10 protein-coding genes and 1 pseudogene are annotated in these 13377 nt (G+C 64.7%); 5 read left to right on the top strand and 6 right to left on the bottom strand.

The window, feature by feature from the left end:
* Positions 1-2147: 2147 nt before the first annotated feature.
* The 5 genes and pseudogenes from NV1_RS03280 to NV1_RS03260 all read left to right on the top strand — a co-directional run.
* Positions 2148-3497 (top strand): annotated as a pseudogene (locus NV1_RS03280) (IS4 family transposase); the annotation flags it as partial.
* Between the two features lie 190 nt (positions 3498-3687).
* A complete protein-coding gene (locus tag NV1_RS44415; protein ID WP_084525031.1) occupies positions 3688-4116 on the top strand; it encodes a transposase in 429 nt (142 codons plus the stop codon).
* An 11-nt stretch (positions 4117-4127) separates the two neighbouring features.
* Positions 4128-5006 carry an IS3 family transposase gene (locus NV1_RS03270; RefSeq protein ID WP_169813279.1) on the top strand — a complete coding sequence of 293 codons (879 nt, stop codon included), beginning with the start codon at positions 4128-4130 and terminating at the stop codon, positions 5004-5006.
* Positions 5007-5430: 424 nt separating this feature from the next.
* Positions 5431-5895: a hypothetical protein gene (locus tag NV1_RS03265; RefSeq protein WP_157116482.1), complete on the top strand. Its 465-nt coding sequence runs from the start codon at positions 5431-5433 to the stop codon at positions 5893-5895.
* Positions 5892-6311, top strand: coding sequence for a hypothetical protein (locus tag NV1_RS03260; protein WP_157116480.1), 420 nt, complete (start codon positions 5892-5894; stop codon positions 6309-6311). The genes NV1_RS03265 and NV1_RS03260 overlap by 4 nt, the downstream gene beginning before the upstream one ends.
* A gap of 369 nt (positions 6312-6680) precedes the next feature.
* Here the strand turns inward: NV1_RS03260 and NV1_RS03255 are convergent, their stop codons facing one another.
* The 6 genes from NV1_RS03255 to NV1_RS03230 all read right to left on the bottom strand — a co-directional run bounded on the left by NV1_RS03255 (position 6681) and on the right by NV1_RS03230 (position 13364).
* Positions 6681-7250, bottom strand: a complete 570-nt coding sequence (locus NV1_RS03255; protein WP_067885311.1) for a hypothetical protein — start codon at positions 7248-7250, stop codon at positions 6681-6683.
* A gap of 77 nt (positions 7251-7327) precedes the next feature.
* Positions 7328-7897 carry a DUF4913 domain-containing protein gene (locus NV1_RS03250; protein ID WP_067885310.1) on the bottom strand — a complete coding sequence of 190 codons (570 nt, stop codon included), beginning with the start codon at positions 7895-7897 and terminating at the stop codon, positions 7328-7330.
* Positions 7894-9603: a type IV secretory system conjugative DNA transfer family protein gene (locus tag NV1_RS03245; RefSeq protein WP_067885308.1), complete on the bottom strand. Its 1710-nt coding sequence runs from the start codon at positions 9601-9603 to the stop codon at positions 7894-7896. Before NV1_RS03245 ends, NV1_RS03250 begins: the two co-directional genes overlap by 4 nt.
* On the bottom strand, positions 9593-10162 hold the full coding sequence (locus NV1_RS03240) for a hypothetical protein (RefSeq protein WP_157116479.1): 570 nt from the start codon (positions 10160-10162) through the stop codon (positions 9593-9595). Before NV1_RS03240 ends, NV1_RS03245 begins: the two co-directional genes overlap by 11 nt.
* 146 nt (positions 10163-10308) lie before the next feature.
* Entirely contained in the window at positions 10309-11880 is a 1572-nt protein-coding gene (locus NV1_RS03235; RefSeq protein WP_084525030.1) for a hypothetical protein, read from the bottom strand.
* The gene (locus tag NV1_RS03230) at positions 11877-13364 is read right to left on the bottom strand and encodes an SCO6880 family protein (protein ID WP_067885304.1); all 1488 of its coding nucleotides are present in this window, start codon (positions 13362-13364) and stop codon (positions 11877-11879) included. Before NV1_RS03230 ends, NV1_RS03235 begins: the two co-directional genes overlap by 4 nt.
* Between the last annotated feature and the right edge of the window lie 13 nt (positions 13365-13377).

Raw genomic sequence — 13377 nt, 5'->3', positions numbered from 1 at the left:
GATTGCCACCGCTCCCGGTTTATCTCGACTGCAACCCACTGCGTTGAGTCCGGGTGGAGAGCAGACCTACGTGGACTGCCCTACGAATGGAAGAGTAGGTCATAGAGCTGCGTAGAGCCAGTCTCGTTAGACACAACACATGAGCAAACCCGCTGGTGGCAGGATCGACCTGGGTTGACGTGCCAAACGGCAAGCTCTGAGACACAGCAGTCCATCGAGTGCCTTGGACCGTGTCAGTCCTACTCCGGCCAAAACTTGGCGCCCCAAAGGGCAACTTGACACCAAGGCTGGGCACTAGCTGCCCTCAGCGAATAAGGCCTTGACCCTGGTAAGGCTGGGCAGGCCGCTAAGGGACGTGACAAATCCCCAAGTCGATAGGTGCCCGATCCGTCTTTGGGTGCCTGTACTGGTGGCCTGTGGCTGCCCAGAGGAGATCGCTGACGAGCGCTGACACGACGCTGCACGATTGGCGAGGGACTGCCACTGCGGCGGGACTGACCCCGACGCGGCGAACAAGCTTCAAAAGCTGCGGGAACAGAGCGCTCGGTTGAAGCTGAGTACTCCACAGCCTTTAGTGCACTGGTCGTAGCAACCGCGCGGACAGCAGGGGCTGATTAGCTTGTCAATCACCAACTTTCGCTGTGGCGAACTGGTCATTCCGGAAAAGGCAGGTATCGGAGCGGCGCCACAGAGGCGAGCGAAGGCGGTCTCACGGGTATGCGGTCGGGCTTGTCATCATCGAAATCTTCACTGCTGCAGCACCATCCGGACGTCGAGTGCAAACCTACCGCGGTATCTGGCACGACCTGCTCAAGCAGCTCTGTAGGTATCACTGAGCTGGTCGGCAAGATCCTGCAATCTGTCTAACTGGACGGCCAGCGGTGGCAACGCGAGTCTGTGTCCGAATGGGGTCGACGCAGTGAGTGGGGTTGGGGAGCCATGCAGCGCAGACTGACAGCAGTTCACAGGTGATAGCGCAGCCGCCTCTTGCTAGGGACAGGAACGCCAGGCCATCCCCACGACTCCGGTTGGTGCGGCGACCGGAGTTCATCATGTCTGGAAAATTCGACAACCCAGCGACCAAGCACCGTGCCGCCGACTGCTCGCGCAGGTGAAGGGTGTGCCAGAACGATTCACGTGCAAGATGGCTGGGTCTCAGTACTCCACTATCGGCGGCTGCGGGCCGAGGCGACCACAGCTAATCCGGACTCCCGTTGTGCGGGCCTACCTGCGCTCCTATCCGACGGGACACTCACGCCGCGGGGACACTCACGCCGCGAGGGTCCTTGGCTTGCCAGGGCTGTGCTGCGGTTCGACGAGAGGGACATCGGCGAACATCAAAAAAGTGCACCGGAGCCGGCGAGAAGAGACCGCCGGTGCGCGAGCACCATACGCGCAACCGAGTCGGCGCCTCATCGGTGCTGCTGATCGAGGATGCCCCCGAAGATGTTGTGGCGTAGGTTTTCCAGTTCTAGTTGACCACAACCGACCAGCGGGCCGGAAGGTTTCGTCGATGGTCGAGGAGCGCATCCACAAGCCGCTTCTGCACCTAGTGGAACCATCGTTCACTAGCCGAGGGAGTAGGCACCAAACTGCGCATGGCGTTCGCTGCTCGCAGCGGGCAGAGGCGGCGCGCATGAACAATGGGCCGAAGATGACCCCGTGTCGGCGCTACGACATCCATTGAGCACCTAGTGCCTCAACCACAATCCATAGACGAGCCTTCCGGAGCACGGGGGACGATCGCCGATTCCTTGGATGATCCAACGGCGACAGCGAAATTCGGTGCCGGGCTATCCACCACCAACCGAATACAACGTCCACCACATAGCTACCACCCGATGACATCAGGCATCAGCTGACTCTGGATCGAACCGCCCGGCCGCCACTGCAGGCGGCCGGTTCGTCGGCGCCCCGCCGACGCCTTTTCATGACTACGTTAGGCCTTCAGGTTGAGGTTCCCCCGCTTTCACGGAGAGCTCTGACGTGGTCCTATTGGGCCTGGAAGGAGTTCATCAGTGGCAGCACCGAAGAAGTATCCCAAGGCCACGTAGTTAACGTGAAGACCGTTGTGTCAATAGCGTTTTGACGAATCTGGGTGGCTGTCGATGATGGCGGTGGGCCTGCTGGTAGAAGCGGAGCAGATCATGTCTTCCCGCTTCGAAGGAGTCTCGTTGTCCGACCGGTGTGGCATCGCCACGCTCACGCACAGCATCGCCGTTGCCGGGGGCCGGTATGCGCCCGGGCATCTGGGTGAGCTGACCCAGCATGTGCCGTTCGACCTCGTCGATGACGTTCTGGAGCGGACACGGACCACGCAGGCGAGACTGCGGATGCTGCCCTCTCGGTCGGCGTGTACTTCACGCTGGCCTTGGTGTTGTTCCCGGCCCTGGGATATGTGCGGGTATGGGACAAGCTGACCGCGGGCTTGGGCGGGCTCGGCCTGCAGCGGCCGTCGGAGAAAGCGTTGAGGGACCTGCGCCGCCGTGTGGGGCCGGCCCCGCTGAAGCTCTTGTTCGAGACTCTGGCCGGACCGGTGGCTCGCCCACGGACACGGGGCGTGTGCTATCGACGTTGGCGGACAGTCGCTTTCGACGGTTGCAGCTCGGCCAAGGCCCCTGACCAGCCTCGGATCTGTGCCTGGCTCGGCAAGATCAAACATCGCTACGGCCAGGAGGGCTATCCGATGCTCAGGATCGTGGCCTTGTGCGAGACCGGTACCCGCGCCCTGCTCGGCGCCGTCGTCGGGCCGGTGGCTGTGAGCGAGACCAGCTACGCCGAGCGGTTGCTCGCGTTGCTGGACGACACAATGTTGCTGCTCAACGACCGGGGTTTCGACGCCGACTGCTTTCTGGGCGGGATCTCCGCCACCGGAGCCCAGTTGCTGGTGCGCCTGAATTCCCGCCGGACTCCGGCGAAATGGGCCTGTCTGCCCGACGGGTCGTATCTGACGAGGATCAATGGGGTGTCGCTGCGCGTCATCGACGCACAGGTCACCGCGACCACCAGCAAGGGGCTGCGCACGCAGGGGCAGTATCGGCTGGCGACCACCCTGCTCGATCACCGCCGGCATCCCGCGGCCGAACTCGTGGCCCTCTACCATGAGCGATGGGAGATCGAATCGGCTTTCTACTCGCTGCGTCACACCCTGCTGCGCGGCCTGGTCCTGCGCTCGCAAGACCCCGCTGGCGTTCAGCAGGAGATCTGGGCGCAGCTGACGGTCTACCAAGCGCTTCGCCGCGCGATGGTCGAGGCAGTGGAGTCGGTGCCCGATATCGATCCCGACCGCGCCAGCTTCACCGTCGCCTTGGAGACCGCCAGGGACCAGGTCATCGCCGCGGCAGGTGTAACACCCGACCAGATCCAGCGGGCCGGTAAGGGCCGGATCGGGACGGCCGTGCTGAACAACCTGCTACCCGCTCGTCGGCCGCGCATTGCCCCGCGCAAGGTCAAATGCCCCATCGCCCGCTACACCTGTCCGCCAGACCAACTGCGCTTCTCCGGCACGACCAGCATCGTCGACATCAGTATCTCCGTGGACCAAACATCCGCTCTGGTCCGCGAAGGACGCCGGGACCGCACCCTGCAACTCCTGCGCACCGACCCGCACCGCGCATGGCATGCCACACAGATCGCTACGCGGCTGGGCATTGCCGACTACCGCGGACTGACCGCTGAGCTCGGCAGATGGGTCAAGGAAGGCATGCTCAACAGACCAGCCCGGGGAACCTACTCCCTGCACCCCGACTGGATCGGACCCGACCAGCAGCAAACCCCGAAAACCCTATTGACACAACGGTCTTCACGTTAACTACGTGGCCTTGGAAGTATCCCGACGAGTTGAAGGCGCGGGCGGTCCGGTTGTATCGGGATTCGGACCCGAAGCCGACGATCCGGAAGCTGGCCCAGCAGCTCGGGGTGCATCACGAAGCGTTGCGGAACTGGATCCGCCAGGCCGAGGCCGACGCCGGTGAGCGGAGCGATCGGCCGACGACCGACATGATCGAGGAGAACAAGCAGCTGTGTAAGCGAGTGGCCGAACTCGAGCGGGTCAACGCTGTATTGCGTGATGCGAGTGCGTATTTCGCCTCGGAGCTCGGCCAGACCCGGAGGTGATCGTGCGGTTCGTGAAGGATCACCCGCAGCACCCGGTCGAGCTCGTATTGCGGGTCCTGGGCATCGCGTCCTCGACCTTCTACGGGTGGCTGCAGCAGGCGAAAGCGCCGTCGCAGCGGCGGCTGGCCGATGAGGAGTTGCTGTCTGAGATCGTCGACATCCACACCAGTTCCGGCGGCACCTACGGGTCGCCGCGGGTGCACGCGATGCTGCGCCGTCGCGGTATCGGTGTGGGTCGTAAACGAGTGGAACGACTGATGCGGCTGGCGGGGTTGCAGGGTGCATTCCTGCGCCGCAAGTGGCGTATTGCCTCGACTCGGCAGGATCGGCGGGCCACGCCGGCACCGGATCTGGTCAACCGCGACTTCACCGCGGCAGCGCCGGACAGGTTGTGGGTGGCTGATGCGACGCGGATTCCGACCGGCGAGGGCGTGTTCTGGCTGGCCGCGGTGCGTGATGCGTTCTCCAACCGGATCGTGGGCTGGAAATGCTCTGATCGCTGCGACACCGAGCTGGTGCTCGGGGCCCTGGAGTACGCGGTGTGGGCGCGAGATGTGCGCGAGGGGCAGCTGGTCCATCATTCCGATCGTGGGTCGACCTACACGGCGATTCGTTTCGCAAACAGGTTGGCCGACAACGGGATTGCCCAATCGATGGACTCGGTCGGGGACAGCTACGATAACGCGCTCATGGAGAATTTCTTCTCCACACTGAAGACCGAGTTGGTGTACCGGAACTCTTGGCGCACAAGGGAAGACGCCGAGAATGCGCTATTCGCCTACATCGACGGCTGGTACAACAACCAACGTATCCAAAAGAAGCTGGATTGGCGCTCACCGGACGAGTACGAGGCCAGCTACCATCAACGGGTTCCAGCCGGAACCAGATAATCCGCTCTCCGGCTCAGCGGGGGAACCTCAGGTATTCGGATCACAAAATATATGGCGTCCTACCAGTCTGGCGGTGCCCGGCGGATAGTTAGCCAGCGCAAGGGTTTCGGCGCTTGGCGTTGGACAGGGATTCGTTACCCGGGCTACGCGGCGCCGCAACTTTTGTGCATGATTAGGGGGCCTCGGTTTCGCACGAGATCGAGCTGGGTATGCGTGGGCGCCAACTCGCGCATACCTCGAGTATCGAGTAGTGATCTGCTCGCGACTGCAACCCACCCAGCGGAGTCCGGTGCACGACCCCCGGCCCGCTCGAAGACCGATGTGGCAGCACGAATACTCGTCTGTCCACATCGGAATTCGAGCGGTGTCACCAGGTCATTTCCCCGGGCGCGCTTGTCCAGCCTGACCTGCGGAAGGGACGAGAATGACCGAGCCGTTCGACGACGGCAGAAGTTCGAGGCTAGTGCCGAAAAGCACTGGAAAGCGCCACAACACCGATTCGGCGGCTGTGGTGCCGACTGCCGTATCGCTGGCATCGCCGACGATTCCGGAGGTAGTCGCACCCCGGGTTCCCGGCACCGGAAACCCGGTATCCGATACCAAGGCACCACCGCCGTCGACGCGTTCGACTGCGACGCCGGCCGCGGACGGCCAGGAGCCTCCGTCGCCAGTGAACACCACTGTGGTGCTGGTTATCCTGGTGCCGGTTAGCCTGCTGTTCGCATTCGGGCTGGTATGCCTGGGAGTGGATCCGCGCCTGTCCGCCTTGATCGCCGTCGTGATGGTGGCCGCCATCGTCGGTGTCGTCGCACCAGGTCGATCCGGAGACAGCCTGGCTGCCAAGCTGGTCCGGATCCTTGATGCATGGCACGGCGGAGCGGGCCGGTGACCAGCACCAGATACGCACACCTCATCGCGGCGGACGCCGCCGAGTTCCTTGCTAATCTGCGCCGCTTCGCCGAGGAGTCCCCGCGCAGCCGCGGCCAGATCGCAGCGATGTCCGGACTTCCGCGCAGCACCGTGTACCACTTCACCAGCCAGAAGAACACCGCGCTGCCGAAGAACGAGGACCAGGTCCGCGCCTTCCTCACGGGATGTAAGGCGCTGCAGGACGATGCGCAGGTCGCAGCAGTTCTGCGGAACTGGCGCGAACTGACCGATGCCAAGGACGTCCGCAAGACTGAAATCGCCCCAGAAGCCTACGACGAGGGTGGGCTTTCCCTTGTCGAGGATAAGGTCGGCTTGGACATCGCCTTCCGACCGAACACGACAGCTCAGAATGCCACTGAGCCCGAACGGCCATAGCGCACTGTTCCGCGAGCCGGGCGCGAGCCCGGCTCGATCGGCCTTCCCACATCATCGCCAAGGCAGCCGCGGGGTGGTGCAGCGCGGTATCAGTCAGCACAAGAGTTCGCACCTGGGCTGGTGATCCTGCCGACGATGGTTAGGATGGCGAACACTGGTGGCGGTCATCTGACTACTGGACCGCACCGACCAGCCAACCGAACCTAACCGAGATCGGTAAATTCCGGCGGCACCAACACGGCATCCGCGCGGTGCGCGCGATGAACGGGCAGCGCCGAGGGCGTCCGCCGTTATACCGGTCCGATGACCTGCTGGCGAGATACGGCGTGCCAGCATCGGACGACTGCGGAGTAGTCGTCTGCAACTGCCCTACGGTGAAGTCTGAGCATCCAGCGCCTGACCGGCCTGGCAGATCTTGCGATACAGATCGCGGGCTGCCCGCTCGGCTTCGTCGATGCCGAAGCTGTATGGGCCAAACGTCACCGTTCCAGCCCTGCGATCGAAGCCGAAATACCAGAAGTCTCTCGCGATGTCGGAAGGATCGTGCCCCTTCTCTCGACGGACTCCCTGCGGGCCGCCGCCCATCCCGAGCGCCCAGTAGTCGTAGTGTGTCAGGCCGTTCCGGATGTCTTCAATGCCTGGCAGAGCCTTGCAGAAGCGCTTTCTCGCTTTGGTCATCCCGGCTGAAACCCTGGTGTTCGCGGCTCGCTTGCTCGCCTGTCTCATGAGCATCGCGGCGTTGGTGAGCGCCATGAGCGCCAGTACCAGCAGCCGGGCGTCGAGCTGGTGAGAGTCAGCCGGTAGCCGGCGATCCGGGTCGTCGCGCAGACGCAAGAGCTGAAGCTTGATGATCAAGAACCAGCGATTCGCCTCCGACACGGCGATAGCCTCGGGATGGTGGGCCGGCGACCAGTCCGATGTGGCGGCGGTGTTCGTCATGAAGGCATCGTTGTGGGACAACCCGGCGGCGTCAACGGATTTGACTACGCGGGCTATGGACCGCGGATCACCTACGACTAGCTAACACCGGGATGCCGAGAATGCCTCGACAGCAATGTCGGCGAATCGGTGTGCTGGTTCGCGGCGCAGGCGTGGAAGGGGCCGATAGGATCAGTGAGCGCGCTCAGGGCTGGGTAGAAGTAGTGCAGGAAGTACTCGAGCATCGCCGGGCCCGGCTGGTTAACCCGGTCGAGCCAGGTGCGGCGGAGGGCCCACAGCAGTGTGATGGCCTCCGGGTGGTCGCGCCAGCGCGAGCACCATACGAACCCGGCTTGTCCGGGATGGCGCGCGAGTTTACGTTGCGCCCACCGCCCGATGTTGGCATCCACCCATTCGATGAGAACGTCAATATCCATCCGGTCAGGCGGGATTGGAGCTGCTGGCGCCGCGGGCTGTGGCGAGGTCTCCTCGACGCTCGCGGCGGCATTTTCGAGGGCCAGCAACAGTTGGGTTTCGATGCCGTCCAGGGATTCGCCGAGATGTTGTGTGGCGTGCTCGGCGTTCGACAGACGGATGCTGAGCTCTGCGACTTCGGCCCGAAGCGCGGTCAGCTCAGTGAGGTGCGGATCGTCTACAGGCTCGGTCACGACGACTCGGCAGCGGATGGACGGAGGGCCTTCGCGATGGGATTGTCCGTCCCGAGGTTGGCGACTGCGGCATCTTGTACCTCGCGGGTTGCCTGATCGCGGCACTCGGTGATGTCGCCGCGGTCGGGCTCGGTGTACCACGGCACCAAGTCAATCAGTACCGGTCGAGCTTCCTGGCGGATCAGCAGGGCGTTGGTCTTCTTCAATCGTCCGATGTCCTCGACCGGCATGATCGGCTCGCGCACACACTGCACGCTGGTGGTGTTGCCCTGGGAAGACCAGCTGTAGCTGCGTTCTCGGACCTTGTGCGTCCCTATCAGACCGCTGATCTTGGTCAGGAAGTCATAGTCCTGCAATCCCGCGCCGAGAATGCGCACCGTCGCCGCGCCCCACAGCGCCCGCGCCCGATCCGGCCCCCAGACCGCCACGGTTTGGGCCTCGCTCTGAAAGATGGCGTCTACGCAAATCGACTTGCTGCCAAGATGACTGGCCAACTGCGGTAATCGGTCGATCTTGCAGATATTGGCGCACTCGTCCAAGACCACGGTCATTGGTGGATCGACGCGGCCGCCCTGTGCAGACGCAACAAGGTCACCGACCTCGAAGATACGCGAGACCAGGGCAGCGATGACCGGGCCGGCGCTACCCTCGCCCTCCTGCGTCATCAGATACAGGGTTGGCGCCCGGCCCGCCTCGTAGGCGAACAGCTCCCACAGGTTCAGCTCGCGAATCGTGCTGTGCGGCGGGGTCTCCCAGGTGTTCGGTGGAGTAACCCAGGTGAGGGTGGACTCGTCTTGGACGGTGGCCAGCGCGGTCTGCGCCTCTCCCCAGACTCCGCCGCGAGTTTCGCCGGGCAGGTCCAGCAGCGCCGACAATGCATCGGCGGCACGCTGTTGGCCGTGCATCTCCAGGATTGTCACCGCGGCGTTGCTGTAGGTATCGACCCAGTGCAGCACGTCGCGCATCGTGTAGCCGCCCAACGCTGCGGCCAGCAGCGACATCGACAGCACGTTTTTCCCGGTCGGCGCGAAGAAGGGGTCTTCACGGTCGCTACCGCCGTTCGCACGAGCCGAATCCACGAAATGCCCGGCGACCCGTCGAGCGTCGGCGACGGTTCGGATGTCGGCGAGCAGGTTCCACCACCAGGTCTGCGGCTGATAGGCGATGCGTGAGGGGTCGAATACGTAAACCGGCCCGACCTTGGCACGAAGCTGAGCCGTCAATATCCACAGGTCGGGCTTGTTCGAGGTGGCGACGACTGCACCGGGGGCCGACAGGATGCGCGGCACCGCCACGGCGCTGGTTTTGTTGCTCCTCGGTCCCATGAACACGAGGGTGAAGTCCTCAAAGCTCTTGTAGACCTTCTGCCGTCCGATGCGCCCGATCTGTACCGCCAGCTGCCGCATGTCGGTGCCCTTGGGCGAGGTGATCGACGCGCGCAGGCCTGCGCCGCGGCGCGCGGCATCTTTGTCGATCATGTCGCGGATCTCGCCGGTGGAGCGCATCGTGCGGCGGGCTGGGTTCCCCGACCAGGCCGCGCGCAGCGCCCACGCCAGACCCGCCAACGCACCTAGCACCAGCACCGTCACCGCGACGATGACCCACCATGGGACGCCGCGTGCATGCAGTCGCCACACCGCCAACCCAACCAGCGCTGCCACGAGCACCCCGGCCCAGGCAGCGGCCGCTCCCGCTTCACCGAACATCGTGGGGTCCCGACGCCGGGCGGGTGTCGACCCGCACGCCTTGTTCGTAGCCAGCCCACAGCAGCTGGTCCACGAGGGCCGCGGCGACTCCCCGTGTGTGTGGTTCGGCTACTACCAGCAACTGCCGCGGCCGCTGGATCGGCTTGCCTCCGTGGGTGAACAGGGTGCGCAGCACACCCAGCAGATGCGTGCTCTCCATCGAGGGTTGCAGGTTCGCCAGCAATCGTGGATCGAGCAGCGGATCGAGCGCGCGGGCCAGGATCTTCCATACGCCGCGTTGCTCGGTGGCCGAGGTCCGACGGAACCAGGTGATGTCATCGGCCGGGCTTCCGTCTCCCGTGTCGGCGAGCAAGCCGTGTGCGGGCGCGAGATCCCTTGCGCCGACCCACTCGAGCACCGCCTGAAGCGGATACCCGCCTCGTCTGGCGGCCACCAGCAGATCGGCGCACAGCAGTTCAGCTTCGGGGCGATGGAAAAGGCTCGGCGGGTCGTCGATGATCGATAGAAGGCCCTCGCTGATGCGGTCGGCTGCAAGGACTGTGTCAGCCCCGCTCAACACATCCCATCCAACCGTGCCAAGCTCGCCGGGCTCCGCGTCGGGATTCCACACCAGCGTCGAGCCCCCGCTGTCATCATCCAGCGTGACACGGGTTTTCCGCGCGAATGAATTCGAAATATTCTTTCCAGCAATGCTTTTCAATGTTCTTACCCCTTCGGGGTGATATCAGCGAAGGCCGTGTCGGTGTCGTAGAGCGCCAGCTCCTCGGGAATCAGGTCGACCGCAACCGGTAGTCCCATCCGTCCCCCGCTCTTGATCAGGTAGCGACCGCGGCCGGGATGGCGTTGGCCCCGAACCCATGTCGGCGGCGCGGACCACCGCGACAGCAGGTCGCGTTCGCGACTGCTGAACGGGAAGATCTGGTGCAGCCGCTCGAGTTCGGCGTTGTCGAGGCCGCCGAACAGCTGGATTGCGTTGCGAGCGGCCATGCCACGGGCCTTCGCGCGGTCCGCCTCGGTGGGCAACGCTTCCAAATCTGTGAGGGAGTGTGTCGACTGGAGGCTGACGGTTCCCTCGTCTCGGTTCAGCCTCGTTATCCGGTCCGACTTCTCCACCAGGCCGGGCGCCACTCGCAATGCGCGCCAGAGTTCGTCTTGGATCTGGAAAACGTTGCGGCGCATGCCGCTCGCGTGCGCGGCCTCGATTAGGGCGGCCGACCATGCCCAGGCGCACATCATCGATGCCGCGACCACGTCATCGCCGTCGTCGCGGATGGCTCGCAGGGATAGCGATACCGCGGGGGTGTCGGCGTCCACGCTGAAGCTCGATGCCCGGTCGAACATTCCCCGGATCGGGCCTTCGACCATCAGCACCAATGTGTTCCGGAATTCGTGAATCGCGTGGGCGTAGTCGCGGTCATTGTCGGCGGCCACGACCTTGCGTAGTTCGTCACCACCCTGTTCGATCACGGCCACGAGTTCGGGAATGGTGGGGTCACCCAATCGGTGTCTGGTGTGGGCGGTCTCGGCGATGTCGAGTGCCTTGGCCAGGATCAACCGCTCGGTTGCGGTCGATGCCTGTCCGCCGACGATCGCGATCAGCGATTCCACCAGGTCCAGGCGTCGCCCGCGTGATGCCGCGACGAGTTGGTCACGATTGGTGCCCATCGCGGCCGCGATGGCTGACCGCAGTGGGCCCAGGTCTAGCGGATTGAGTGCGTGAAGGCCGCGGCCCACCCGGAACACCTGTCCGCCCAGGGCGTTCACCACCGGCGTGTACTCGTCTTTCAGGTCTCCGGGGATTACACCGACGAACCCGTATGCCACCAACCCGACCAGGAGTCGCTTGGCGGCACTGGACTTCCCGACGCCGGGTTGGCCCTGCACCCAGATGCCCGTGTTGGTCACCAGGCCGTCGCGCAGCCATTGCGCCGGATCGAGCCCGATCGGTTCGTTGGTGAAAATGTGTCGCCCGAACGGGACACCTCGCACGGTCGTTCCTGCCGGTGCCGGAAACGGGTATAGCCCTTGGGTCTGGGCGGTGGTCGCGGCCCACAGCCGCCCTGTCTCGATGTTTGCTGTGTGCCCGCCCCATCGTCGGCGTTCGCCGCGCGCCGGCGGCATCGGCAGCAGATCCAGCACCATGGCGAACGGGTCGAAAGACTGCTCGTCCGAGGTCTCAGGGCGGCGGTAGGCCGGAGTCAGACCGAGCTTACTCAACCACCGCTCGGCCAACCCGGCGTCGGCCGCGGCGCGCCGGAGGCTCTGGTCGTCGGTCATCCCAGCCACCGGTCGGTCGCGCGTTTGGACAGCCCGGAAGTCGGTTCGATGCCTACGCCGAGGCCTGCAGCGAACGCCGAGGCCTGCGCGCCGCGGGCGCGCCGGAACCGCAATTTGGCCGCGCCGTAGCGTTGTTCCACATCTGCGCATGCTGCTGCGAGCGTGGACTCGTTGCGGGTGGTCGTGGTGACGTAGGCGGTGAAGCGGCCCAGGCCTGCGCCGAGGGACTCCTCCTGCGCGGCGCGGCGGGCCCGGACCCGGTCGTCGTATTCGCGTTGGGTCTCATCCTTTTTCGTCTTTTGGTTCCAAGCCCGGCGTAGCGTCCCGGCTTGGATCTCGCGTTCGACGATCCGTCCTGCTTCCGCAGCTCGGTACGGTCGATACACCAGGGAAAACCTGCGGACGTAGCGGCCCGGTGAGACCAGCGGCAACAGAATGTGCTGTCGCACCACCCCTGCGGGCGGCTGCGCGAACGCCCATGTCACGCTGAATCCGCTGTCGTGGCGATACACATCGAAATTCGGTTCGGTGCGGATCGGTCCCGCATCCCGCCAGGTCAGCGCCTCTCCCGCCGCATCGTCGTGGCCGCTCCACGCGGTGATCGCCGGGTCGAACGCGCGGCGCAGCAACCGGATCACCTGTGTAGTCGACGCGCGCCCGGTCACCGTGATGCCTGCGGCTGCGAGCGCGGATTCGCATCTCGGCATCCATCGCACGACCTCGGTGCACCCTTCGGCCAGCGACTTGGGCACCGGTGAGGCGTGGGCCATGTCGAAGTTGATGGTCACTCGGCACACGACATCGGCTGTCGTCGAACGTGTTTGGGCGGCGATGGACTCCATGATCGACCGCGCAACCGGCGGCGCGGTCGGTGCGATTCGCCCCATGATGTAGGAGCGTTGGTCTACTCCGCCGCTCGGCGAGGACTCCGTAGTGAACGCAACGGAGCTGATGATCGGGGAAAATCCCAGATCGGCAAGCCAATCACCGTAGGCGGCGACCCACGAGTTCGCGTCGTCCTGATCGGACAGGGTGATCCCGGTCGGGGACACCAACAGGATCGCCGACAACACACCGGTGCGCCGGTTCCAGATCAGGCATTGCTTTCCTCCGCGACCGTCCTCCACATCCAGTGGCATCAGCGGGGCCAGCACCCCCGGCAAGTTGTCCCCGCGGGGAACCTCCTCGAACACATCGGCCACCCATGCGTCGGTGCCTGAACGCCGACCCCGCCAGGCTCGCACCCCCCAGGCGGCGTGGCCGGCCACGGTGCGCCGCGACGTCCCAACTGGAATCACCGACATCGCCACAATCGGCACCGCGGCGACAAGTCCGTAGAGCGCTGCCCACAGGGAGATCGCCGTGGAGAATGCCAGCGCGCCCGCGACCACGGCTACTACGCCGGTTCCCCATGGCCCCAGCCGTCCCAGACCATAGCCGCGGACTTCCCGAAACCCGCCGTAGGCAGGTATGTCACTGCTCACCGAATCCTCCTCT

The sequence above is a fragment of the Nocardia vaccinii NBRC 15922 genome (genome assembly GCF_001613305.1).
GTDB lineage: Bacteria > Actinomycetota > Actinomycetes > Mycobacteriales > Mycobacteriaceae > Nocardia > Nocardia vaccinii.
The sequence above is the reverse complement of the archived record's forward strand: the minus strand, read 5'-3'. Positions and strand labels throughout refer to the sequence as shown.